This window comes from Litorimonas sp. (genome assembly GCA_029936425.1).
In the GTDB taxonomy this organism is placed as follows: domain Bacteria; phylum Pseudomonadota; class Alphaproteobacteria; order Caulobacterales; family Maricaulaceae; genus Litorimonas.
On record JAPYSU010000001.1, the window covers coordinates 201425 to 226920 of the forward strand.

General features: G+C 52.3%; 22 protein-coding genes. 10 read left to right on the top strand and 12 right to left on the bottom strand.

Annotated elements, in window-relative coordinates:
- Positions 1-185 precede the first annotated feature (185 nt).
- The gene (gene gspM / locus ACN0IC_RS01040; RefSeq protein ID WP_416876889.1) at positions 186-428 is read left to right on the top strand and encodes a type II secretion system protein GspM; all 243 of its coding nucleotides are present in this window, start codon (positions 186-188) and stop codon (positions 426-428) included.
- Here the strand turns inward: gspM and ACN0IC_RS01045 are convergent.
- From ACN0IC_RS01045 to purD, 5 genes are all read right to left on the bottom strand, one after another.
- A complete protein-coding gene (locus ACN0IC_RS01045) occupies positions 412-1467 on the bottom strand; it encodes a bifunctional transcriptional activator/DNA repair enzyme AdaA (RefSeq protein WP_416876890.1) in 1056 nt (351 codons plus the stop codon). The genes gspM and ACN0IC_RS01045 overlap by 17 nt on opposite strands.
- A gap of 305 nt (positions 1468-1772) precedes the next feature.
- The gene (locus tag ACN0IC_RS01050) at positions 1773-3101 is read right to left on the bottom strand and encodes an amidohydrolase family protein (protein ID WP_416876891.1); all 1329 of its coding nucleotides are present in this window, start codon (positions 3099-3101) and stop codon (positions 1773-1775) included.
- 178 nt (positions 3102-3279) lie between these two features.
- On the bottom strand, positions 3280-5022 hold the full coding sequence (locus ACN0IC_RS01055; RefSeq protein ID WP_416876892.1) for a hypothetical protein: 1743 nt from the start codon (positions 5020-5022) through the stop codon (positions 3280-3282).
- Positions 5023-5026: 4 nt separating this feature from the next.
- The gene (locus ACN0IC_RS01060; protein ID WP_416876893.1) at positions 5027-6769 is read right to left on the bottom strand and encodes a hypothetical protein; all 1743 of its coding nucleotides are present in this window, start codon (positions 6767-6769) and stop codon (positions 5027-5029) included.
- 209 nt (positions 6770-6978) lie between these two features.
- Positions 6979-8247 (bottom strand): phosphoribosylamine--glycine ligase, encoded by a 1269-nt coding sequence (gene purD / locus ACN0IC_RS01065; RefSeq protein ID WP_416876894.1) that lies wholly within the window; start codon positions 8245-8247, stop codon positions 6979-6981.
- Positions 8248-8318: 71 nt separating this feature from the next.
- Between purD and xseA the strand changes: the two genes are divergently transcribed.
- From xseA to ACN0IC_RS01085, 4 genes are all read left to right on the top strand, one after another.
- On the top strand, positions 8319-9788 hold the full coding sequence (gene xseA / locus ACN0IC_RS01070; protein ID WP_416876895.1) for an exodeoxyribonuclease VII large subunit: 1470 nt from the start codon (positions 8319-8321) through the stop codon (positions 9786-9788).
- A 48-nt stretch (positions 9789-9836) separates the two neighbouring features.
- Entirely contained in the window at positions 9837-10046 is a 210-nt protein-coding gene (locus ACN0IC_RS01075; protein ID WP_416876896.1) for a DUF2093 domain-containing protein, read from the top strand.
- A gap of 179 nt (positions 10047-10225) precedes the next feature.
- On the top strand, positions 10226-11059 hold the full coding sequence (locus ACN0IC_RS01080; protein ID WP_416876897.1) for a M23 family metallopeptidase: 834 nt from the start codon (positions 10226-10228) through the stop codon (positions 11057-11059).
- Positions 11060-11065: 6 nt separating this feature from the next.
- A complete protein-coding gene (locus tag ACN0IC_RS01085; protein WP_416876898.1) occupies positions 11066-11410 on the top strand; it encodes a chorismate mutase in 345 nt (114 codons plus the stop codon).
- Positions 11411-11509: 99 nt separating this feature from the next.
- Here the strand turns inward: ACN0IC_RS01085 and ACN0IC_RS01090 are convergent, their stop codons facing one another.
- The 5 genes from ACN0IC_RS01090 to ACN0IC_RS01110 are packed head-to-tail and all read right to left on the bottom strand — an operon-like array spanning position 11510 to position 17237.
- The gene (locus ACN0IC_RS01090; RefSeq protein ID WP_416876899.1) at positions 11510-13342 is read right to left on the bottom strand and encodes a glycoside hydrolase family 9 protein; all 1833 of its coding nucleotides are present in this window, start codon (positions 13340-13342) and stop codon (positions 11510-11512) included.
- Between the two features lie 19 nt (positions 13343-13361).
- Complete coding sequence (locus ACN0IC_RS01095; protein ID WP_416876900.1) at positions 13362-14258, bottom strand: lysophospholipid acyltransferase family protein; 897 nt, start codon at positions 14256-14258, stop codon at positions 13362-13364.
- Positions 14258-15253, bottom strand: a complete 996-nt coding sequence (gene lpxK / locus ACN0IC_RS01100) for a tetraacyldisaccharide 4'-kinase (protein WP_416876901.1) — start codon at positions 15251-15253, stop codon at positions 14258-14260. The genes ACN0IC_RS01095 and lpxK overlap by 1 nt, the downstream gene beginning before the upstream one ends.
- Positions 15253-16500 carry a 3-deoxy-D-manno-octulosonic acid transferase gene (locus tag ACN0IC_RS01105; RefSeq protein WP_416876902.1) on the bottom strand — a complete coding sequence of 416 codons (1248 nt, stop codon included), beginning with the start codon at positions 16498-16500 and terminating at the stop codon, positions 15253-15255. The genes lpxK and ACN0IC_RS01105 overlap by 1 nt, the downstream gene beginning before the upstream one ends.
- Positions 16500-17237, bottom strand: coding sequence for a lysophospholipid acyltransferase family protein (locus ACN0IC_RS01110; protein WP_416876903.1), 738 nt, complete (start codon positions 17235-17237; stop codon positions 16500-16502). The genes ACN0IC_RS01105 and ACN0IC_RS01110 overlap by 1 nt, the downstream gene beginning before the upstream one ends.
- Between ACN0IC_RS01110 and ACN0IC_RS01115 the strand changes: the two genes are divergently transcribed.
- From ACN0IC_RS01115 to ACN0IC_RS01135, 5 genes are all read left to right on the top strand, one after another.
- On the top strand, positions 17229-17924 hold the full coding sequence (locus ACN0IC_RS01115) for a fused DSP-PTPase phosphatase/NAD kinase-like protein (RefSeq protein ID WP_416876904.1): 696 nt from the start codon (positions 17229-17231) through the stop codon (positions 17922-17924). The two genes, ACN0IC_RS01110 and ACN0IC_RS01115, sit on opposite strands and share 9 nt — an antisense overlap.
- Positions 17925-18075: 151 nt before the next feature.
- The gene (locus tag ACN0IC_RS01120) at positions 18076-20064 is read left to right on the top strand and encodes a DEAD/DEAH box helicase family protein (RefSeq protein WP_416876905.1); all 1989 of its coding nucleotides are present in this window, start codon (positions 18076-18078) and stop codon (positions 20062-20064) included.
- Positions 20057-20311, top strand: coding sequence for a hypothetical protein (locus ACN0IC_RS01125; protein WP_416876906.1), 255 nt, complete (start codon positions 20057-20059; stop codon positions 20309-20311). The genes ACN0IC_RS01120 and ACN0IC_RS01125 overlap by 8 nt, the downstream gene beginning before the upstream one ends.
- A 1074-nt stretch (positions 20312-21385) precedes the next feature.
- A complete protein-coding gene (locus tag ACN0IC_RS01130) occupies positions 21386-21634 on the top strand; it encodes a hypothetical protein (RefSeq protein ID WP_416876907.1) in 249 nt (82 codons plus the stop codon).
- Between the two features lie 119 nt (positions 21635-21753).
- Positions 21754-22506, top strand: a complete 753-nt coding sequence (locus ACN0IC_RS01135; protein ID WP_416876908.1) for a DUF6065 family protein — start codon at positions 21754-21756, stop codon at positions 22504-22506.
- Positions 22507-22581: 75 nt separating this feature from the next.
- Here the strand turns inward: ACN0IC_RS01135 and putP are convergent, their stop codons facing one another.
- Complete coding sequence (putP, locus tag ACN0IC_RS01140; protein ID WP_416876909.1) at positions 22582-24144, bottom strand: sodium/proline symporter PutP; 1563 nt, start codon at positions 24142-24144, stop codon at positions 22582-22584.
- Between the two features lie 57 nt (positions 24145-24201).
- Entirely contained in the window at positions 24202-25464 is a 1263-nt protein-coding gene (locus tag ACN0IC_RS01145) for a glutamate-5-semialdehyde dehydrogenase (RefSeq protein WP_416876910.1), read from the bottom strand.
- Positions 25465-25496 lie beyond the last annotated feature (32 nt).

Consider the following 25496-nt stretch of genomic DNA (forward strand, 5'->3'; position numbering starts at 1 on the left):
GCTTGTCCTTTAGACATGTCGGCTCAGAGCATTACGCGCTGCTCACCTATCTCCTATTGAGAATTTGAAACAACACGTGCGATTTTGAGCAGTTTTGGTATGCTCCTACATGAAATGAGACTCGGTGAACCGAAACGACGGTCGCGCGCACCCTTCCGACTCTCTCCTCCGGCGGCCGGGCCGCTGTGACGCGCCCCTTCAGCCAGGCCGTCTTTATCGAAACCGCTCGCGCCCGGGGGATTAACCCCTCCCGCGTTCAGCCTGACGGACGGGAAAGCCTGACCGTCTGGATTGAAACGCAGGACACACAGGCGCTTTACGGTCTGCTCAATGATGTCATCGTGAAAAACGGGGCGGTGTTGACCCGGGCGTCCATTGCGACGAGCGTTAATCAGAACCTGACGGCGCAGCTTACATTTGCGCTTTAATCTCGACGCCTTCGAGCGCCAGTAAAGCCCGCTTGCGGTCCAGCCCTCCGGCATAGCCGCCAAGCCCGCCATCTTTGGCAATCACGCGGTGGCACGGCACAATCAGGGCGAGCCCGTTCTTGGCATTTGACCCCGCCACAGCGCGGACGGCTTTGTCATTTCCAACGGCAACCGCCAAATCCGCATAGCTCCGCGTTTCGCCATAGGGAATTTTTTGTAATTGCGCCCAGGTCTGTTTCTGAAACGCCGTGCCGGTCAAAGTCAGTGGCGTTCGGAAGTCGGTTAAATCCCCCTTGAAATAGGATGTCAGCTCCGCTTCGATTTGTCCGGAAATGGCGGTTCGCCCCGCTTCAATCGGGCGTCGATGAAGGCGATATAAGCGCTTCACTTGCCCGATCATTTTGACCCGATTGGTAAATTCGAGCATATAGAGAGCGGTTTCATCCGCGATGCTCACCATTCGTCCGAGAGGCGTTTCATGCCACGCGATGGACAGCGGCGCGTGGTCTGAAAATTTTGTTTTGGCAGGGGCGCTACCGAACAGGCCCGCATAGGCGGCGCGAAATCCTGAAGGGCTGTCAAAGCCCGCGTCCAGTTGGGCGTTTATCACACTGTCTCCTTTTTGCAGGGATTTTGCCCCGCGTCCTAACCGAACCCAACGCACAAAATCGCTGAGGCTAAAGCCCGTATGATCTTTGAAGGTCCGCCGTAAGGTTTTGGGGGAATAGCCTTGGTCTTGCAGAGCGGCTTCCGACCAATCCCTTGAGGGATCAGCGAGGATATCCGCCATCAGGACTTCGAGCATTTGATGTTGCCCGCCAAGCGGGTGGCAGCGTTTGCAGGGCCGAAACCCGGCCAGCAGCGCGTCTTGAACCGTCTCAAAAAACAGGCAGTTTTTCCGCAGCGGCAAGCGCGCCGGACATCCCGGACGGCAGAAAATGCCTGTCGAGGTGACGCCGAGATAAAAGCGCAGACCCTTTGCCGCTTCTTTATCCCGCAAAGCGGCGTAGCGTTTGTCATCTGTAAGGGGCTGCGTCATGGGATTGATCTAGCACACTCAGAAGAGCCGCGCCGCCGAAATTCGGTCAGGACAGTTAGATTCTGAGCCAAAACTATTCCTTTGTCACCCCGGCCCCCGCGCCGGGGTCTTTTCCGCTATTCTCAGAAGCTGAGATTGGAGTTTATCTGCGATTTTAGCATCCGAGGCAGTCTGCAATGATCCCGGCGCGGGGGCCGGGATGACAATGGGGGTGTTTATCTTTTTCCCTGTCGTAATGACAAAGAGGCGAGGTTTATGCCGTCATCTCATTCAGCGTTTCATTTCTATTGTATAGAACTTACCCACTACTCCTCATTCTTGTAAATCACGCCGCCTTTCATAACGAAATCGACATCCATTAATTCTTCGATATCTTCGAGGGGACTACCGTCCACCCCAATAAGGTCGGCATATTTGCCTTCTTCCAGAGACCCGATAACGTCCTCCAGTCCGATATGTTTGGCCGCAACCGTGGTGGCAGAGGCGATGGCTTCCTGCGCGCTCATGCCCGCCTGCATCAGATATTGAAACTCTTTGGCATTTTCGCCGTGTTTGGACACGCCGGTATCCGTGCCAAAGGCAATATTGACGCCGTTTTCATAGGCAATGCGCGCCATATCCAGCATTTGCGGGCCGACCTGCAAGGCTTTCTCGGCCGAGTTCGGAGGTAGCCAATCGGTATTTTCCGCCCAATCGACGACCGTCATCCCGGCGAGGATAGTCGGCACGAGGGTCGCGTCATATTGTTTGAAAAGCGCGGCTGTCCCGGCGTCCAAATACGTTCCATGTTCGATGGACTTCACCCCGGCTTTCAAGGCGCTCTCAATGCCTTCTTTGCCATGGGCATGCGCGGTGACCTTGCGGCCCATTTTGGTGGCGGCTTCGACAATGGAGTCCAGCTCGTCATTGAAAAACTGCTGACCCGTCCCGGCATTGGTGTTGGACAACACCCCGCCTGTCGCCGTGATCTTGATAACATCCGCCCCGTTCTTGACCGCCTGACGTGTGGCGCGCCGGCAATCTGCCGGGCCGTCGCAAATCGTCTCGGACGCGAAAAAATGCAGCAAATCATCTTTGAACCCATGGGCGTCGCCATGTCCGCCCGTGACGGAAATCGAAGACCCGGCGGCCTGAATATGCGGGCCGGGAACCGTGCCGTCATTAATGGCGCGTTTCAGCGCAAAAATTTCCGGGGGGCCGCCTACGTCCTGAACGGCGGTAAAACCCGCCATCAATGTGGTCTTGGCATTTTTGGCCGCCTGAAACGCGCTATCGCCGGATTCCATCAGAACCGGTTCCCAGCGCGACGTCGGAGACCATTCACTACGAAGGTGAACGTGGCTGTCGATCAGGCCGGGCAGAAAGAACATCTCTTTCTTATCGAGAATGGTCGCCGCGTCATCTTCAAGAAAGCCTTCTTCCACACCGACAATTTTCCCGTCATGGATGATAATGGTCGCGTCAGAAATAGGGTCTTCACCGGGAACGGCCAGAACCTCTCCGGCATGAATCAGGGTAAAATCCTCATAATTATCATGCGGGCCGTCATGGGCAAACGAATCAAAAGCAACGCCAATCCCCCCGATAAGAAAGGAAATAGCGGCGGCGGAGGTCAGGAGGGTACGATAGGTCATATCCCACCCTTAACACATTCTTAACCTTTGCGAAGGCCCTTCGCGTGAGAGGATTGTGGAGGGGTGTGATTTCGGGGGGATTATCCTCATTGCGGACATTAGAAAAATAGAGACAAGAAGTATTATAGAGAAAAATAGAGACAAGAAGTATTATAGCTACTTTTATCTTATCGTTTTTTCAATTTTCCGAGGAGTTCGCATCAGCCTTCATAAGTTCGTTTAGTATTCCGGACAACAAAGTTTGAAATGAAATAGGAACAGGCAATTTGTATCGACGGAAGGCAACTAGCGGTATTGTCCACAACATCGCCTGAACTGCGGATAGGTTCTGAAACCCATCCTCATGCTTAAGTATGCTGTTTAACTTTGTAATGAAATCGACAGAGCATTCATCGTCGGGTATCTCAGTCATTGCACGGCCATGAACGTCAGAATTCGTCCATAAAAGCTCCTCACTCGCGATGTTGGGAAACCAGAATTGTGTCGTAGTATGGGGTAAACTTTCCTTCAAAAACTTTTGAAGAGATTGGAGGTTCATGTCATTTCCCTGACGTCCAAACTCAACCAACAATGCAGCATAAAGCACATTAGCGTTCGTGAATTTTTCTCGCAGTGTTTTATCTCCGCGAACGCGGTTGGCAAGGTCTGAGTACACTGGGGTTGCCATCGGGTAGTTCCCATCCGTTTCATACGCGAACTTACAGGCGGCAAACATTTGTTGAGACCATGAGGTTATTGTGTTTTCCCAGCCCGCAGCCGCTAAAAAGGAAAGCGCTAATGATATTTCCGTATTTTGATAATCTGACACTGGCGAGTAAAATACCGGATTATTATTAATCATTGCATCGATGATATTAGCAATATCTCGGATTTCTTGTATCTCCACTTCAGAACCATAATCGGCTCCAACCTTCATCCTTCGATATTGCTCTTGTAATCGCCAATGCCCCAATATTGCCACGCGACCTAACAGGTCAAACATCTTAAGATTGACATCAACGGATGCGGCACTTGGAATTTGAGAAGCAAGACCGTCGATAATATAAGCTGAAGGCACTATATATGTTTCAACGAAACGACTTAAGATATTTAGATGCATATTTGCCACTGATACTGCGGCTGCTATTGCCGTATTGGCTGATTTGGATTTCACGCCCAGAGCAGTTCGGGAAATATCCCATGCATATAGAAGAGCCACTTCACTAGCTCGGTAAGCACCTTCTAAATTTTCAGCATCTCTTGCCCAAACAAAAATACTGAATAAAGCCAAGTTAATCTGTCTTAATGCCGTAATTTGATTTTTTCGCTTGCTTAGATTTTTATTGCTGAGAGCGCGACACAAGTTTTCCATGTGTCGTTCGCAGACCTCAGCTTCGTCAACAAATGCAATCGCTTTTCTTAATTGTGACCGCATCTCATTCGAGAAAACGCTTTCCCTTAAAACGCCAGACATAACGATATCAGCTAAATGATCGCCATTCCATTCCTGAAAACTAACATCTTGGTGCTGACTTTCGATATTTGCTGTTAGGCCAGACAAATTCTGCCGAACAGCTTCTTGAACATGACCCCCGCAGCATACGACAATGATCTTATTGGTATTCCTCAGACCGGGCGGGAGATGAGTTGGGATATATACATCCACTATATCATTAATTGACTGCCTTACGGCTTGTGGCCCTGAATCCCAATCAGATCGTCCAATATCACCAGACTTGATTGTAATCAGATATGTGAGTTTCTTAGTTTTATCATTTGGATCTAAACCCGTTGCCAGTACATCAACACCATATTGCCGAGTTCCGCGCCCAGGGCGCGAAATTACCTTCATGCCGATTTCGCTTAAAATATCAGGTAAAAGCTTTTCTAAGTCTGCTCTCTCACCCAGAGAAGCAATGTATTCGCGCATCAACTGTTTCATTGCTCTAGACCGTCCTCCCTAACAGAGTGAGACGTTGATACTGATAGTAGGTTGGACAGAGGACCGACATCATGGGAACGGTTAATGAATGAGAGATAGAACTCATCGGGGTAACTTGTCGCTGTGGGTTTTCGTCATCCCCTCTGAATACCGAGAACACAGTTTCAGAGCCGTGAAGTATGTTCTTTGTGGTAAAGAGGTCGGCAAAGACTGAAGCGTCATTAGCACCTTGGCGAACTTGCCTTGCTTCTTCTAGTCGTAAAGACATCTGGACTAGGCGTTGTTCAACTTCGACGGCAAAAGCTTTTTGTGACTTTAGGTTTGATAGTCGGTCTACAAATGGTTTTGCATGTCTGCGCAGAGCTTTTTCTGCTGTTTTAGACAAATGCTTATCTTTACCTGCTTGTAGCATTAAGTCGTAATCCCCCGGGAAATTTCTAAGCCAAAACCCTGTAAAATCTGAAATTAGTTGCGTTAACTCGTCATCATCAACGGCCCTGTTAAATACTGCACATGCTACGGACAATACTAGTCCACGTTCAAACATGCTGTGCCCCATGGCCTTCGAGAGCAACACCGAACGCGCAGTTTTGTCATTGAGAAGTGAAGTGTCAGGAAATCTCAGCAGGGAATTATCGAGTCGATCCACCAAATCAAGTGATTGACGCGATACATTAGTATCGGAATTTAAAAGTAGGAGAACTAATAGTTCTGCTAACTCAGACTGGTAGTCAGCTAATAGTTGGCTACGAAACCATGAGAGTTCTTTATGACGCAACTTAAATTCGCTGTTCGCAAGCATGAAGATAGCAGCCCTTACCTTGTGGAACTCGCGCCTAATTTTTTTCTTTCCTAACCACATCCCAATGCGATCCAAACACCCCAATTCATCAGTAGTGATTTCCGACATTGTTGTAATAACTTCAAATATCACCCAATCAGAGTAATGTGCTTCATGCCGCCATAGCTCTTCATATAAACGATAACGAACTTCGGGTTGATCCAAATGCAAAACATGTAGAATTTTAGTTTGATGCTTGTTAGCTAGGCTTTCATATTTGCGACGGCATAAGCGTAAAAAAGCATGAGCAAGTAAATCCTTCTCACTAAAATTCGGGTCTACTTCCAATGCCATGAGTCTGTTCATCCAGAGTCGCGCCTGTTGCTGAGACAATTTTATGTTTGAGATCGCGAGAATGGCTGCACGTTTAACATCAGCATTATCATTATCAACGAGAGGCAATGAGGTTACGAAAGCAAGCTCACCGCTCGAATTCACAAGGCCGTTCAAGGTTGCAAGTAATAGGGTTTTGTCTGAAGACGCTTCTATCGAATGCTGGATGAAACTCTCTGCTTCATTGAGTCTATTTTGTATCAATTTCTCCCAGGCCCCATAGATTACCCCTACGGTCATATCTTTGCCGCCCGTAACGACGAAATTCTCCGCAATTCGGGCTAGTTCAAAAATATTTGCAATTGATAGAGGCATCCAACTTGCAACTATTTCTTGAGTACGAAAAAATCCGTTCTCTGAACTACTAGTGAGAGGATTAGTTATGAATTCAGATGCAACATTCAATCCCTCTTTTTCCAATTGAATGAGAGCAAAAATAACTTGGTCTTTGTCTTTCCAAGAAATCTCAGTAATCCAGTGAACAAGTAACCCTTGCATTAATGCAATTTTTGCCTGCGCCAAAAGGCGAACTACAAGCGCGTTATTGCTAGATACTTTGATCTGCGAGCTCATTGTTTATCGGCCCTCTTCGAGCAATGCCTTAAGCCTTTTAGCTTAGTTGTGAATTACTTTGCATGATTCGAATGAGTGCATCATTCATAAATTTTAGCAAGTCTACCGACCATGAAAGTCGAAGTTTTAATGTCTCCTTTGCCCCCATTGCGGATGATAGCCTAAGGCCTCATCCCTTCGCAATCAGCAATCAGCGAACAGATAACTTCCTATAACGCCCGATACGCAATATCCCTCCGACAAAAGCCGTCTTCCCAGTCAATTTTCGTATCAATGACGTCATAGGCTTTATCCACCGCCTCTTTCAGAGTGGGGGCCTGGGCCGTGACAGAGAGGACGCGTCCGCCTGCCGCCTGCAACTGCGCGCCGTCGCGTTTCGTGCCGGCGTGAAAGATGACGACGCCGTCCGTTTCATTCGCGTCTTCCAGTCCGTTAATCGGCGTGCCTTTATTATATTTTCCGGGATAGCCTTTGGCGGCCAGGACGACATTGACGACGGGCGCGTCAAACCATATCGGCGCCTCGAGCGTGTCTAGCGTGCCGTTTTCCGCCGCGATGAAAATTTCCATCAAATCGCTTTGCAGGCGGCGCATCATGACCTGACATTCGGGGTCTCCGAAACGGGCATTATATTCAATCAGTTTCGGCCCGTCCGGGGTCATCATCAATCCGGCAAACAATACGCCGACAAAGGGGTTGCCGTCCTTGGCCATGCCGCGAACCGTGGGCTGGATAATTTTTTCCATCACGGTTTTCAGCGCCGCGTCATCAAAGACCGGGGCCGGGGAGTAAGCCCCCATTCCGCCCGTATTCGGCCCCTTGTCGCCGTCAAACGCGCGTTTGTGATCTTGCGCCGCTATCAGGGGCAGGGCGTTTTTGCCGTCGGAAATGGCAAAGAAGCTTGCCTCCTGTCCTGTCATGAATTCTTCGATCACGACCTTGTTTGAGGCGTCGCCGAATTTGCCGGAGAAAAACTCTTCCAGCTCGGCTTCCGCGTCTTTCAGGGTTTCGGGAATGACCACGCCTTTACCGGCCGCGAGGCCGTCCGCTTTGAGAACGTAAGGCGCAGACATGGTTTGAAGATACGCTTTCGCTTCCGCCAGATCCGTAAAGACGCCGTAATCCGCCGTGGGGATATTATAGCGCTTGCAAAATTCCTTGGTGAAGGATTTGGAGGATTCGAGCTGCGCCGCCGCCTGGGTCGGGCCAAAGACTTTGACGCCGCGCGCCTGTAGGGCGTCGACAAGGCCAAGCGCGAGAGGCTGCTCAGGGCCGACGACGACGAAATCATATCCGTCCCGCTGGATAAGCGCGAGCAGTCCCGTCACATCATCGGCGGCAATATCGACAATATTGGCGACCTCGGCAATACCCGCATTTCCGGGCGCGCAGGTCAGCTCGGTCACAAGGGGGCTTTGCGCCAGTTTCCAGGCCAGAGCATGTTCGCGCGCGCCGGAGCCGATAAGTAATACGTTCATAGTGATACCTCTTTTTCGCGTGTCACCTACCCTATACACTCGTTCAAATCCATTCTAATCCTTCGTCAATTATGTCTGACAATACGCCCGAATTTACCGTTTCCGAACTCGCCTTCTCGCTCAAGCGTAGTATTGAGGAGCAATATGGCCATGTCCGCGTGCGCGGGGAGTTGGGGCGCGTCACCATTGCCCGCTCCGGCCATTGCTATCTCGACGTCAAAGACGACAAGGCGGTGATTAATTCCATTATCTGGAAAGGCGTCATGGGGCGTCTCTCCATGCGGCCCGAAGAAGGCATGGAAGTGGTCTGCGAAGGCAAGCTCTCCACCTATCCCGGCCGATCGAATTATCAGCTCATCGTCGATAAAATGGAGCTGGCGGGCGCCGGCGCGCTCATGGCGCTCTATGAAAAGCGTAAAAAAGCGCTCGCCGCCGAGGGCCTGTTTGATGAAGGCCGAAAGGTGCCGCTGCCGTTCATGCCGAAAACCATCGGGGTGGTGACGTCGCAAACAGGCGCTGTGATCCGGGATATTCTGCACCGCATCTCTGACCGTTTCCCGAGTCACGTCCTTGTCTGGCCTGTCCTCGTCCAGGGCGACAAGGCCGCCGAGCAGATTGCCTCGGCCATTACAGGCTTCAACCATGCAGAGGGCTTTCCGAAACCTGACGTTCTGATCGTCGCGCGCGGCGGCGGCTCCATGGAAGACCTCTGGTGTTTCAACGAAGAAATTGTCGCGCGGGCGGCGGCCAGCTCCACCATTCCGCTGATTTCGGCGGTCGGGCATGAAACTGATTGGACGCTGATTGATTATGTCGCCGATTACCGCGCCCCGACACCGACCGGCGCCGCTGAAGTGGCCGTCCCGGTCATGGCGGACTGGCTGGAAACACTGGCCGATTTCGGGCTGAGATTGGGGCGCGGCCTCCGACGCTCGGTCCTGGAGCGTGAAAACAGATTGCGCGCGGCCCGCTTGCCGCGACTGGATACGGTCCTCGCCCCTGCGCAACAAAGGCTCGATCTGGCCGCAGCGCGCCTGCCGTCCCCGCAGCGCCTTTACGAGCCGCAGAAAAACGCGCTCGCCTTGCAGCGCCTGCCGAGCATGACGCAGATTCTCTCCCGCGCCGCCGAACGCCTCGCCGAACGCGACAAAGCGCTCCGGGCGGCCATGCGCTTTACTCATTCCCGCGCCAAGGAAACGCTGACCCGCCAGGGGGAAACAATCATCCGGATGGAAAAATCGGCGGAGCAAGCCATAAGACGCCAATTGGAGTCGCAATCAAACCGCCTCGACCGCGCCGCGAAACTCCTCGACGCCTACAGCTATCAAGGTGTGCTGGATCGTGGCTACGCTTTGGTGCAGGACGATAAAGGTCACGTGGTGCGCAGCAAAGATGCCGTCAGCGCCGGGCAAGGCGTGAGCCTCACCTTTGCAGACGGCGAGAGAGCCGCCGTGATTGCAGGTGGAACGACTCTGAAAGCTAAACCGAAAAAGCCCTCTAAAACGCCGAAGCCTGAAACCCCGCAAGGCGACCTATTCTAACCGCCATTCCCTCTTCGCTTTCGCGGCGCAACCCGTTATAGCGCTCTCATGAATAGTTTTTTCCAAAACCAAGGCGAAGCGCAGCTCCATTACGGCGCGTCAGATTTCACCATTCTGAAGCCGGGCGCCTTTGTCGTCTGCGCGGTTACGGGCGAGAAAATCCCGTTGGAGCGCCTGCATTACTGGAATGATGACCGTCAGGAAGCCTATAAAGACGCGGCCGCAAGTCTCGAAGCCCATAAAAAGGCGAATGCGTGATGGGGATGAAATTGCTAAGACGTTCACGGCTCTCTTCTCCCCGCTTGCGGGGGGAAGTCCCTGCAAAGCAGGGGATGGGGGGCAACTCTCGTTTTGGCTCTTCATTTGAAAATCTCCCCCCATCGACTTCCGCTTCGCTCCAGCCACTTCCCCCCGCAGGCGGGGAGAAGAACATATTGATGATTTTTGTAATTGCAGCTCTTATGGTCTCAACTCCTGTTTCCGCCCAAACCTCCACACCCCAAACTCCCCCTATCGCCTGCTCCGGCATGGCGCAGCAGGGCGGACTTATTGTCTGCCGCACCGAGCCAAATGCGAAAGTCAAAATCGCGCGCGGCAAAGACGATTTCTATTTCGAAAACGCGGACGACAACGGCGTTCTGTTTGTTGGCTTTGACCGAGACGAGAGCGATAATTTCGTCGAATATGCAGGTAAACGGGTCAGTTTCGATCTGTCTCCCCGCGACTATGATACCTCGAAAATTGACGGCCTGCCGTCCAATATGGTCAATGAATATACCGAAGAAGAATTAAAACGTATCCGCGCCGCCACCGCCCGTAAAAAAATCGGTTTTGCTTCCCGCCAAGAGGAAGTCGGATTTAAAGATGGATTTATCTATCCGATCCAGGCCGATTATATCAAAACCACTAATTTCGGCGCGCAGCGTATTCTAAATGGCGTACCCAAAAAGCCGCATTACGGCGTCGACCTCGCCGCGCCGAAAGGCACGCCCATTGTCGCGCCCGCGGACGGCATCGTCTCCATGGCCGACGAGGACATGTATTTTGAAGGCTCGCTCCTGCTGATTGATCACGGCCAGGGCCTCATCAGCTATTATCTTCATATGGAAGATATCGTCGTCGAAGACGGACAGCATGTGAAGCAAGGCGAACAAGTGGCGACCGTCGGGACAAAAGGCCGCTCAACCGGGCCGCATTTATGCTGGCGTTTGAAATGGCGCAATCGTAATCTCGATCCGGAACTTCTCACGGAATGGCCTTCAGAAAGCTGATTGATTATGTCGCCGATAAAATCTGATCCCCATCCGGCCGCGCCGCTCCCTGATGAATGCCAGACCATGACGGATGTCCGCAAGGGCGTGGACAGTCTGGACCGCGAAATCGTCCGCCTTCTGGTCATTCGCCAAGGCTATATGCACGCCGCCGCCCGCATCAAGAAGAGCCGCGACGCCGTCTATGACGAAGAACGGATTGAAGACGTTGTCGCCAAAGTCCTGGTGGAAGCCAAAGAACGAGGCCTCTCCGCCGATATTGCAGAACCCGTCTGGCGCAAATTAATTGAACGCTGCATTGCTCACGAATTCGATCAATGGGACGCGACGAAAGGCCGGAAGACGGCTTAATCCGGGTAATGACGGGAGAGGGTGAAACCCGTCGTCTCCGACGCCGGGCGACTTCGCCATAATCCTGCATTTCATCCCCCAGATAAAATGCTGACCGGACTATGGCTCCGTCGCATCCAAAAATGCTGCCATCCAGACTAAAGGCGCATTCCAGTTAATTGTGACCTCGTTCAATGTCCACGCGCCGTGGTCATCGACATAGCAGGTCTGGGCGGCGCATTTGCCTTTTAATTTTTCCGCCACCGGGTCGCTCATATTCGTGTTGTTGGGCCCGCCGGAGAGAACGCCTGCGGGCGGCTCAGGACGGTCCCCGATTTGCGACTTCGCCCAGAACCGGTGATGCGGGTTCTTGTAAGGTTTATCGCCATAGCCCGTGATATAGCTATAGCCCGTCGGGTTTCGCCCCAGCAGGTAATCCATCAAATCGACGACGCCGTCGCGATATTTTTGTTCACCCGTCAATTGATAGGCTGTGCCGAGAACAATAGCGCGATTGGTCAGCGCGGAATTACTGCCCCAATGATATCTTTCCGAATAATAGGGGAAGTGGAGTTTTTCTTGCGCTGTGTCTAACAGGAAATTATCAGCCGAAGAGATTATTGTATCTTCAGAAATAGGATTGGTTTGACGAGTCGAAAGTAAAGCTAACAGCTCTGTATTGTTAAACCCTGGAGCTGACAGATTATTACTTGGCGCAGGTAGAACAGCTTCCGAGCCAGCCCCAAGAACTTGATTAGTAAGATTATACTCGTACAGGGCCCATTTTTTCTCGTCTAGGAAGTCACCGTCCCCGTAAGGTCCGCCCCCGTCGAAATTATTATACCCGTAAATATCTGGGCTTTCTTGAGTTGCGTTAAGGGCTTTCGTTGCACTTTCAAAACACCGCTCCGAAAACTCAGGATCAATCTCACGCCAAATTCGTGCGCATTGCGCGCCAATTGCCGCGAGGTTCAATGTCGCCCCCGTACTTGGCGGATAGAGATAGCGGGTTTCCTCATCCTCATGCGGCATGATATTGCCTGTCCAAGTTTCATCATGAACTTTGTGATGCGCCATGCCTGACGCGTCCACTTCAGTCAGCTCTAACGACTTACCTGACTCTTGCTTGCCTACCGGCAACTTCATTGTTGTGCCGTCCGGCACCTGCATGGAAAGCATCCATTCGATGTTATATCGCGCCTCGTCGAGCAGGTCGTTCACGCCGTTTCCGGCTTCGGGAATATTGACTTTCCCATCGGTAAAACTCTCGCCGAATTGCTCATAGGCATTGAGAAGGGTCCAGGTCGAAATGCCGGCATTGACGACATATTTGCCGTGATCGCCCGCATCATACCACCCGCCCGTCACGTCCAATTCATATTCACATCCCGGCCACTTCGTCCCCCAGAGGTCTTCGCCCTTGAAACAGGTCACGACTTCATTGGTATGTCCGGCGGGGCGGGCATGTTCGGCGCTTACATAAGGCGTCTCAATTGGAACGCCAGCGCGGGCATGATAGAAATAGGCGAGCGCGTCATATTTGAGGGATTTATAAAGGTCTCTCGCTATGTCGAAGTAGGGACTATTTGTGCCTCGGACGGTCAGATAATATCCGTCCCCGGGCGTATCGAAGTCAGAAAAATCAATTTTATTCAGATGTTGCTGCGCCGTTTCGGAGTAGCCGACAGGCTCGGTCACGCCGTCCAGCACAACATCCCCGTTTTCGTTATGAAGTGACCAGGTCGCCGGGCTGTCCAATTCGCCCCGATAAAAGGCGAGCTTATGGCTCTCAGGTGAAAATCCGTGTTGATTGACGTAAATCGGATTGGCATCGGCAAATAAGACAGCGCTGTCATTCGAGGCCGAATTTTCAGATCTTTCCTGGTCTTGATCTTGCGCCTTGGCGCCGCATCCTGCCAGCAGAACCGCAAGCGGTATTAAATAATGACGCATTTTTATTTCCCCCCGGAATTTATGTCTTTGGCCGATAATGTTTTTTTGGCCAACGTCTGTGCACCCAAAACCACTGAGCGGGTTTCTCGCGGACGCGGTCTTCAATAAACTTTGTTACCCTCGTCACGCCTTTTTTTACATCATTGTCTTTATCGCCTGTCTTCGTCAACTCTATCGGAGAATAAAAAGTTACCGTGAAATCCGATCCGTCTCGCGTCACCGCCATAGGCAGGAGCGGGCGCCCGGTTTTAAGAGCGAGCCGCGTTGCCCCCTGCGCGGTCATGGCCTCCGTCCCAAAAAAAGGAATGGACAATCCTGTATTGAATTTTTGATCGTTTAAAATCGCGATGCTCTCGCCGTTATTGAGCGCTTCAAATAATTCCCGGCCGCCTTTGTGAGTGGATTTCTGGACCAGGAATTTTGTGCCATAAGCTTCGCGTTTTTCGCGAACGCGTCGGTCAATATGGGGGTTATTTATCTTGCGATAGGTGATCCGCACGGGCAGTCCGGATTGCGTCAGAACGGTCGCCATAACTTCCCAATTTGCGAAATGTCCTGTCACAATAATCGCCGGGGCATTGGCCTTGAAAATGTCCAGACCCTCCACCATAACGCGAGAGCCGTCAAAAGCCTGTATGCGGTGGAGAAGCGGGAATTCGGCAAATGTGCGCCCAACATTGTCCCATTGATCTCGGAGCAGCTTATTTAATTCCTCATCCGGCATATCCGGGAAAGCGATTTGAAGGCCCGTCTTGGCAATTTTCTGTTTCGAGGTGAGCGGCCCGATTTTTCTGACACTCCATCCGCCTGCCTTCGAAATCCAGGAGAACGGAAATAAATTCAGAAAAAAGCTGACCACGTCATAGGCAAGGGCTTCGAGACGCCACGCCAGTTTTTGCCCGAACGAGACGGGCATCAAGTTGTGGCCCGGATGATAGGGTGGAGCAATCGGCGAATAGTAAGTTCGTCTTCAAAGACCACTTTGACGGGCCAGGCGTGAATGCCTTTGCGGTAGCCTTGGGGCAGGCGGACATGATCTTTTTCTGTCGTCACCAATGAGGCGTCATATTCGCTCGCGAGCAGAAAGAGACTTTCAATATCGGCGTCGTCATAGGGATGATGGTCGGCGAAAGGCACTTCTTCGACAATTTCCCCGCCATGCCGTCGCAGCGCGTCGAAAAATTTATTTGGCCGTCCTATTCCCGCAAAGGCGTAAAGTTTACCACGAGGGGGTTCACTTTGCGGAGCGAGATAGGCCGGTATCACGACCTGACCTTCAAGCTGTTTGGCCAAATGATCGTCTATTTCGTAATCCGGGGTCGGCTTCATCAAGATAACCGCATCGGTTCGCGCGAGGGCGTCTTTCAGGGGCTCGCGCAAGGGCCCGGCGGGAAAGACGCAGCCATTGCCAAATCCGGTTTCTGCATCGACAACTAACAGGGAAAGCGTTTTTGTAAGCTGCGGGTTTTGGTGGCCGTCATCCATGACAATTAATTGCGCGCCGTGACTTCGCGCCGCTCTGGCGCCGTCATCGCGGCCTTCGGATACCCAGACGGGACCGTGACGGGCGAGCAAAAGCGGTTCGTCGCCAACATCTTTGGAAGTGTGGCGTTCATGCACGGGGATGGGGCCTTTCAGCTGCCCGCCATATCCGCGCGTCAGCCCCACCGCATTGAGCTGCATTCGGCGCAGACTCTGGAGTAGGTAAATCACGACCGGCGTCTTGCCCGTTCCGCCCATCGTGGCGTTACCGACGCAGATAACGGGGATGCCGACATCATAGCTCTGCGTGGTTTTGAACCGCCGCCTCACGCCTTTGGTATACAGCCAGGACAGGGGCGAGAGCAGCGTGCGGATCAGCGGGGCGGCGTCGCGTCCATGACGGTGGTTCCAGAAATCCGGCGGCTGCATCAGAGCAGCTCCTCAAGCGCGCGGTGGGTGATGTCCAGACTGCCGGACATTTTCGCGGCAATCGCGCTGGCCCGCTTGGTCATTTCTGTACGTGTTTGTGTGTCGGTCAACATGGTTTTGACTATTTGGGCAAGGTGGCCCCCGTCTTCAACCACTTTAATCGCCCCGGCCTGAAGATAAGGCGCATAGACTTCTTCGAAACTTGTGTAATGCGGTCCTGTCAGGGTCGGGACGGACAGCCTGACAGGTTCCAGCGGATTATGCCCCATCAGCTCCGGCGAAAAGGATCCGCCGACAACCGCGACGTCGCCCAACGCATAAGCCAGCCCCATCTCGCCCAGCGTATCGCAGAGATAGATATCTGTTTCGGCGGTCGGTGTTTGCGGCTTTGAGCGCTGCGCAAAGCTCAAGCTTGGATGCGCGCCGAGCAGCATGCGCGACGCCGCGTCGCCCGGATGGCGCGGGACGAGGACGAGGAGCGCGTCTTTGCCGATCTCTTTCTGCGCGTCGATGAAGACGTCCATTTCTTCGGCGTGGACGCTCGCCGCGACCCAGACCGGGCGGTCTCCGATATGTGACTTGAGCGCGCCGCGCTCCGCCGCGTTAAAGCTTAGCGTCGGCGCGTCATATTTCAGATTGCCGACAGAAGAGAGAGGCGCGTCCACAAATTGCGATAGCCCTTGCGCGGTTTGCGCGTCTGCGGGGAGAATTCGGTCGAAACATCCAAAGACCTGCTTCGCAAACGTCTCCCGCTTCGCCCAGCCCTCAATCGAATGCGCCCCCATCCGCCCATTGATGAGCGCCATGGGAATGCCCGCCTTATCCGTTTGCAGGACGAGGTTCGGCCAGATTTCCGACTCCGCCCAGACGGCCAGGTCGGGCCGCCAATGTGCCAGGAACCGCGCCACCATTTGCGGCGCGTCGAAGGGCACATATTGATGAAAGGCCCGCTTGGGCAGTTTCTTTGCCATGAGTTCGGCAGAGGTCACCGTCCCGCTGGTCACCAAGACGGACCGCCCCGGCGTCTCGAGCAGGCGGTGGATCAAAGGCAGCATCATCGTCGTCTCGCCGACAGACGCGCCGTGCATCCAGATGAGCTTCCCTTTGGGGCGCTTTCGCTCCGTCCGGCCATAGCGCTCCGACAGGCGCCTTGCGTCTTCCTTGCCCGCCCGCGCGCGGCGGCGAAGCCAGAGCGGCAGGAAGAGCGACAGCCCCCGCATCAACAGCGCATAAAGCCGCGCCGTCATTATGCAGGCTCCACAGGCATGTGCCCCAAATCACGATCCGCCCCGGCGAGAAGCTGGTTCATTTCTGTCTCTATGCCGAGGCGAAGGCGCTCTATCTCGGCTTCATCGGCGTCCGCGCCCACCGTCACAGGGCTGCCCCAGACAATCTTGCCCCGCCCGAACGGCAGAGGCAGGACAAAGCGGTCCCAGCTGTCAAATTGCTTGCGGGATTTCACGGCGAACAGGCACGGCAATATCGGCGCGCCCGTCATTTTGGCCAGACGCAGCGGCCCCGCGCCGAGCCTTTGCCGCGGCCCGCGCGGCCCGTCCGGCGTAATGACGATACAGCCGCCGCGCTCTATCGCACTGAGAATATCGCGGCTGGCCTGCGCGCCGCCTTTTGCGCGGTCGCTCCCGGCCTTTTTCGTCGAGCCGCGAATAGAGCGTAGCCCCAGAAACCGGCAGGTCTGCGCCACAATCGCCCCGTCGCGAGAGCGCGAAATTAGAACATGCGGCAAAGCGTAGGATCGTTTCCACGCCGAATTGAGCATCAGAAACCGCGAATGCCAGGTCAGCGCGATCAAGCCTTCCCCGCCCGCAATGATCGGCTCGGCGCGTTCGGCGTGCTCCACCTCCCACCTTGTGGTGTATTTTACGACCACCATATAGGCCGCGACCAACCATCCAATGACAGTCGCCATCGCTGATGAGCGCATCAAGCGTTTGAACACGCGCATCCCTCCTGTTAAGTGCGACATATCGTTTTCTTTTTCGGCTTAGGTCATATGGCGTTAAATCTCAACAATCGGGCTGACAGAAAACGCGCTAATCGCGAAGCGCTCTGGGGCGATCACGGATTTCTGCGGCTCTGGCTCCATAACCACCATCATATCGGCGGCGGCATGCACCGCGCCGTGCAGCCAAATGCCAAGCGCGTGGCCAAGCTCGCCGAGATGGGGATAAAAACCATTATCAACCTGCGCGGGGAAAGCCCGAAAGGCTTTTATTGGCTGGAACGCGAAGCCTGCGAAAAACACGGCATCCGCCTCATCGATTTTCGTATGTATAGCCGCGACGTCCATAGCGTCACCCGGCTTAAAGGCGCGCGCGACCTGTTTAAGCGCATAGACTACCCCGCCCTCATGCACTGTAAATCCGGCGCCGACCGCGCGGGGATGATGGCCGTCCTCTACCGCCACTTCGTCATGGGCGACACTATCGCCGAGGCCGTCCACCAGCTCGACCTGAAATACGGCCATATCAAACAGGGCAAGACAGGCATGCTCGACTTCTTCTTTGAGGAGTATCTGACCTATAACGCCCACACCCCGATAGACTTCATGGACTGGGTCGAGAGGGTCTATGACGCGGCGGACGTGAAAGCGCGGTTCAAGGCGGGAAAGGTCGGCAGCGCGGTGACGGAAGGGGTGCTTAGGCGGGAGTAGGGGTGCTAAAGAAACATTGGGAATATTTTCAAACTATAATCGGATAATTAGGCGCGGTACATCAAACGCAGAGTAACGCCTATCAAACACCTTGCATATATCGATGCCGTATGATAGCAAATGACAGTATATGATGGTATAAAGGTGAGTTATGACCCAAGAATGGATGTCCGTGGATGAAACCACTCAATATTTACAGATGGGGAAGACTGCCCTCTATGAGTTGGCCAGAGAGGGACGTATACCATCCAATAAAATCGGTACGAAATGGCTATTTAATCGCAATGACCTGGATGCTTGGGTGCGGTCAAACATTCCCTTGGAAGAATTTTTTACTAAATCTCCAGCCCATATCGATGAAAATTTGCAATTACGTGAGCCTCAGATTGAGGCTTATTTGAAAGCTTATGAATACTTTCGTGCTGGCGGGAAAACAGCTGTTATTCAAATACCTGTCGGATGCGGAAAATCCGGAATAGCTGCCATAATTCCATTCGGTATAGCAGAAGGTCGAGTTTTAATAGTTGCACCCAATTTGACCATCAAAGAAGGCCTGTTTGAGTCCTTTGATGTTACCAACAGGCAAAAATGTTTCTGGCGCAAACGTGGCGTTTTAACTGATGAGGTAATGATTGGTGGGCCCTTTGCGACAACCCTAGACACCGGAAACATCACAGTATGTGAAAAGTCCCACATTATTATTTCCAACGTTCAGCAATTATCTACAAATCCAGACAAATGGCTACGTAAATTTCCAAAAGACTTTTTTGATCTAATTATTGTAGATGAAGCTCATCATGCACCAGCAAAAAGCTGGAAGCAGGTGTTAAACCATTTCTCCGATGCAAAAGTTTTAAATATGACAGCCACCCCTTTTCGAGGGGATGGACAAGAAATTGATGGGGAACTTATCTACAGGTATCCGTTTAAAAAGGCGACACAGAAGGGATACATCAAACGAATAACGGCCTCATATGCAGCACCAAGTGAATTAGAGTTTACCGTCAAGGGTGAGACTAAAGTATATTCGTTGGAAGCCGTGCTCAAGATGAAAGAAAAGGATTGGTTCAGCCGTGGCGTAGCTCTTTCAGAGCCTTGCAATCAGACAATCGTGGATAATAGCTTGCAAAAGTTGGAACAGTTGCGCGAGACAGGTACGGCGCACCAGTTGATTGCTGTTGCGTGCAGTGTGGATCATGCAAAAAAAATTACAGCTCTATATAACGCTCGAGGATTCAAAACTGATTTGATATTCAGCGCAATGGACGAAGACAAAAAGGCTGCGGTTAAACGTAAGCTAAAAAGTGGCGAGTTGGACTGCATAGTTCAGGTTCAAATGTTAGGTGAAGGGTTTGATCATCCAAAACTTAGTGTCGCGGCGATATTCCGTCCGTTCAGAACATTGGCACCTTACATTCAATTTGTGGGCAGGGTTTTGCGGGTTATTGTTCAAAATGTTCCCGGGCATCCTGATAATTATGGGCACGTTGTTACTCATGCTGGAATGAACTTAGATGAACGCCTTAAAGAATTTCATTTATTTGAAAGTGATGATAAAAAATTCTGGGACGAGTTGATTAGTGGAAAAGAGCCTCCCTTACCTAATGATGTGCTTGATGGTTCAGCCAGAATGAAAATCTCCGAACCTGGTGTTGTAAATTATGAGATTGTCGGCTCATTGATTGAAGAGAATTTTACTTCAGACGAAGATAAAGACATCATCCAAGAACTTAGGGAAAAGCTTGAGTCATTAGGGTTGGACCCTGACAAAGCCAATGAGCTCCTAATCGATAGGCCAGATAATCGAAAAACTTCTCCAGCTGCTCAACCATATCAAGTTCTCCCACAGCGCGAATGGGAAATGAGAAAAAAAGGCCTTAACCAACAAGTCAATCGGGCAGCAAACATATTAAATAATCGATTGGACGTAACCCGATCTGGGCGTGACCTGGTAAAGCTTGGGGTGCCCGCTTCTAACAACTTTATTGCCAGTATCGCCCTGATAAACAAGGAGGTAAAAAAGCGAAACCCCAAACCGCGCAAGGATTGGAGTACCGAAGAGTTTGAAAATGCGACGAGTTCTCTTGAGGAAATACTAAACCAATTAACGACGAGATTCAAAGGACTGTTAAATGGCTAAACCGAAAGGCAAAACACCGTCATTTATGTCAATGTCCACAGGCAAACCTAGTAGACATATTTGCGGTAAAACAACGGCCTGTACACGATGCAAGGAACCAATACCGAAAGGTGGACATTGTTTTAAAATACCAAAATTAAGAAATGGGTTCACTGCAAAACCAGTTCATTGCGATAAATGTGTGGCCCTTATTGTTGAACAAACGAAATCAGATTTAGCCACAGTAGAAAATCAACTTAACAATTAACTTTATTGGAGCCAGTTTTGCCTAAACGTCAAATTCCCCCGTTTTACCTAGCTGTGATTTGTGAAGCAGCTGAACTATTTTGCATTAAGGGTCCCATTACCGATGATTCTGTTGAAACCAATGAAATTGGTCAGATGGCTGGAGACGGATTTAGCATACGATGCTTTACTTGTGGCGAAGGAACACGAGAGATGAGTAGAGATGCGGTCTTAGGCATTTATCCAGATTATCAAGAAGTCACATACTCTAAAATCATAAGTGCCGCGGGAAAGACTAAGAAATGAGATGCTGGCGATAAGTCTATTTACTTGGCTAACGTGCGGTTTGAGGATTATTCCCGCTTTAGATTCTGATAACCCCCCTGTTTCGAAAAGAAACTCAAAATTCTAATCCTCACTTTCTATTTTGCCTCTATATTCAGAGAGTTGTAATTGACGAAGCTCTCCAAGTTTTTGGGCTTCGGCTTTGCAATTTTGGTTCGGGCCGGACATCGATTTTATCGATGTCTGTCTCGGCCAAACTAAAATTGTTCCTTCGGGCGCAGGACAGGTGAGACGTCATCACTGGTTCGGGGGACGGCGAGGTTGAGCATCTGCCTGTTGACGCGGGCGGACTGTGCCGGGCCACCGAGAACGCGTTAGCCTGCCTACCGCGCCCAGAAGCTGCAAACGGCTTCCTCCCGGCGTGACTGTGGGAGCCATGTAAGAGGCCGTTCCGGTTCCAATCGCTGCCGCGGGGCTCGGGCCTTTGCGAAACATTATCTATTTTCGGTCTCCGGCAGGGGGCCGACCCCGCGGGCTGTCCTACATTTTTTGTGGCAGGTTGCCGCCCACTAACCCAAGCTGCGTTGGGGTGGGCGTTAGGATCCAAAGCTGTTCCCGCGATGGGCAGTAGGAAAGGGCGCTTGGGCGATGCACAATTCAGACACTGCGGTTGCATCTTCCTCTTCCGTCATTCCCCGCCTCCGAGCGGGGAATCCATGCGGTGAAGGCGCGGCGAGTGTGAAGTTAGTTAATTTTGAAAACGGGCCGATGAGAGCCAATGCAAAATTATCCAAAGCGGAAAAGGAATCGTATGGATTCCCTGGTCGAGCCAGGGAATGACGATTGGGGAGGGCTCCCAACCTCTCGATCTTCCGGGTTCGCTTCGCGCCCCGGAAAGACAGGAAAAGTGGGCGATCCTCTCCCTTGTCATACCGACGCGACCCTCGGGTCGCCCGGTATAAGTGCCTTGGCGGTTCAGCGAAAAACGTCTTCTACGGATCAAGACGCCAAGCCTAAGGCACTTGCACCGGGCAGGTTTCGCCTGCGTCGGTGTAACTAAGGATTAAGAAAAGTCGCCTGCATCCTTACTACCTCTGCTTCGCAGAGCCGCGTTCGGATGATTTGGTTGACATCCCCTCTCGAAATGGTCTGATAACATCTAAAGCAAAAGGACGGATTATGAGCGAGTTATTTCTGGATTGTTACAAGATCATGGACCCCGCGCCCGAGATTATTGCCGGGCGGTCTCGGCGGGCGTGGATGGACGGGTTTCCCGATCGCCATGCCTATCGCTGCCTGCCGCTGACCATGGCCAATTCGACCGGGTGGGAATTGCTCTGCCCGTTTGACGTCACGCTGGAATGGGATGGCGGGCCGAGCGCCGACGCGCTCAAGGTCACGGGCAATGGGCCGCCCGACATGATCAAGGGGTTTGCGCTGTCGCATTTTACCATGGGCATTATCACTTTTTACACCGGGCATCTTTTCCGCACGCCGCCGGGCTGGGCCGTGCTCTGCAGCGGGCCGCCCAATCAGCCGAAACACGGCATTGGGCCGCTCTCGGCCCTCGTCGAGACGGATTGGCTGCCCTATCCCTTCACCATGAACTGGCAAATGACCGCGCCGGGGAAGGTGAGTTTTAAAAAGGGCGAGCCGTTCTGTTTTATCACATTGATCCCGCATCACGAGCTGGAGTCCATTCAGCCGCGGATCAAGGACATGGAGTCGGACTTTAAACTCAAACGCGATTTCAAGGATTGGCAGAGCTCGCGGTCGGAGTTTTTGGACCGCCTCGAAAAACGCGAAGGCAAGGCGGTGGCCGAAAAATGGCAGCGTCTCTATATGCGCGGGGAAATGGCCAGCGGCGAAAAGGGCCCGCCCTCGCATCTGACCAAGCGGCGTCTGAAAAACCCGAAACCGGAAGAGAAATAAGTCCGAAAGACATTCAGGCCATAAAAAAGCCGGACGCTTTCGCCTCCGGCTTTGATAATTTAATTTGAGAGCGCGCTAGGCAGACGGATGTAATTCGTCCTCAAGCGTGTCTTCCATCTCAATAAAGCCGAGCTCGACTTTCGGTTTGACGTCGCGGCCATAGAGACTGACCAGCACCGCCGCCACACTCGCTATGATAAAGCCGGGCACGATTTCATATAGGTTCGCCGACAGGCTTTCTCCGCCAATCTCGACCGGCAGATAGAGCCAGAGCAGCACGGTCACCGCGCCGGCAATCATCCCGGCCAGCGCGCCGTCCCGGGTCATGCCGCGCCAGTAAAGGCTGAGAAGGAGAACCGGGCCAAAGGCCGCGCCAAATCCGGCCCAGGCATTGGACACAAGGGAGAGAATATTGCTGGAGCGGTCAAAGGCGAGCATAATCGCCACGAGAGAGACGAGGATCGTTGCGACCCGTCCGACCAGAACCAATTCCTTTTGGCTCGCATTTCGGCGGGCAAAGGTCTTGTAGAGGTCCTCGGTCAAGGAGCTGGACGAAACCAGAAGCTGAGAAGAGATGGTACTCATAATCGCCGCCAAAATCGCCGCCAGCAGGAAGCCGGAAATCAGGGGGTGGAAGAGCACCTGGCTCAGCAGAATGAAAATCGTCTCGGGGTCAAGCAGCGTTTCCTGCAGGTTGTTTTCCTGCACATAAGCGACGCCCATATAGCCGACTAGCACCGCGCCAATGACCGCAATCGTCATCCACGTCATGCCGATCCAGCGGGCAATGGCGATATCCTTGACCGTGCGAATGGCCATGAACCGGACAATAATATGCGGTTGACCGAAATATCCCAGCCCCCAGGACAAAAGAGATATGAGGCCGAGGAAGGTCATATCATCCGTCCACCAAGAGAAAAACTGATCCCGCGCCGGTCCCGACGAGCCGTCCATATTAATGGCCGGGCCTGCCTGCGCGATACTGGCCTCCGCCCCGCTTAGTCCGCCAATACTGAAAAAGGCGATTATAGGCACCATAATCAGGGCCAGGAACATGATACAGCCCTGAACGAAGTCCGTCAGACTAACCGCCAGAAACCCGCCAATGACAGTATAGGCAAGAACAACCCCGGCCGTGAGGAAAAGTCCGTAGAAATAATTCAGGCCAAAGGCGCTCTCGAATAATTTACCACCCGCTACAATGCCGGCAGAGGTATAGAGCGTGAAGAAAATAACAATAACTAGCGCCGAGATAATCCGCAGGGCATGGGACTTGTCTTCAAATCGGTTTTCGAAAAAGTCTGGAATGGTAATCGAATCATTCGCCATTTCCGTATAAAGACGAAGACGCGGCGCCAGGAATTTGTAGTTTAAATAGGCTCCGATGGTCAGACCTACGGCGATCCAGGCCGCGCTAATACCGCCAACATAAACGGCGCCGGGCAGGCCCATCAGCATCCAGCCGCTCATATCCGAGGCCCCGGCAGACAAGGCGCCAACGGCCGGGTGGAGTTTCCGCCCGCCAAGCATATATTCAGAAACATCGCTAGTTGAATTTTTATAGGCATATAGGCCGATCGCCATCATCAGGACGAAATAGGCTCCAAGCGAGATCATCTCGTAAAATTCAATTGCCATATAAAATAACCCAGCCTCTAAAATTCATTTATGCGCGGACGATATAATCGCAAGATCTTATGGACGCGTCTGCCCACTACCATGAACAAGATATTTGAAGCTTGTCAATTGCTCGAGACCCACAGGCCCGCGAGCGTGCATTTTACCTGTCGCAATCCCGATCTCTGCGCCCATGCCGAATTCACCGCCATCGGAGAATTGTGTGGACGCGTTATGCATGACCACCGCGCTGTCTATCGCGCGAAGAAAATTCTCTGCCGTCGCATTGTCTTCGGTGATAATCGCATCTGTGTGACCCGAAGAATGCTCAGACACCCAGCGGATGGCTTCATTTGCATCATCTACAAGTTTTATCGAGGCGATCGTATCGAGATATTCCGTTGACCAATCTTCTTCGGTCGCTGCTTTGAGGCGAGAGTCGATCTTGACAGATTCTTCATCGCCGCGGAGTTCACAGCCTGGCATTTTGTCGATCAGTTTCGGGATAACATCTTTAGCGATGGAGCGGTCAATAACGATGCTCTCCGTCGCACCGCAAACGCCCGTGCGGCGCAATTTGGCATTATTGACGATTTCAATGGCTTTTTCGATATCCGCGTCTTTGTGAATATAGCTGTGACAATTCCCGTCCAAATGCAGAAGCGTCGGGACTTTGGATTTATTCCGTACAAGTTCGACCAAGCCTCGTCCGCCGCGGGGTATAACTAAATCGACATATTCATCCGCCTGTAAAAGGGCTGTGACCGCGTCTCGGTCTGTGGTGCCGACAGTTTGTACCACATGTTCAGGGAGGCCGGCCTTTGCTAAACCAGTTTGCATAGCTTCGACAATGATAGCTGTAGAATTCAGACTTTCAGAGCCGCCGCGTAAAATCACGGCATTCCCGGATTTGAGGCAGAGCGCGCTAGCGTCGGCCCCGACATTTGGCCGGGATTCATATATCATGCCGATTACGCCGATGGGAACGGCGACGCGTTCAATATTCAGACCATTTGGACGATCAAAATTTGCAAGTTTACGTCCAACAGGATCCGGCAATTCAGCAATTTGCTCCAATGCGCTTGCGATACCTTCTATGCGGTCTTCAGTGAGCTTGAGGCGGTCAATAAATGAGTCGGGCTTTTTGCCCGCGACGCTATCCACGTCTTTTTTGTTTGCGGCGAGTAGGTCACTCATCCGGGCGCGTAGCGCGGCCGCAGATTCCTTAAGAGCTGTATTTTTTTGATCCGTTGAGGCAAGTGAAAGCGCCATGGCGGCTTTTTTCGCCTGTTGACCAAGTGTGTTGATATGTTCGGTCACGTCCATCTTTGTGATCGTCATTAAAAAATTCCTATTTAAAAATTATTTTGTGT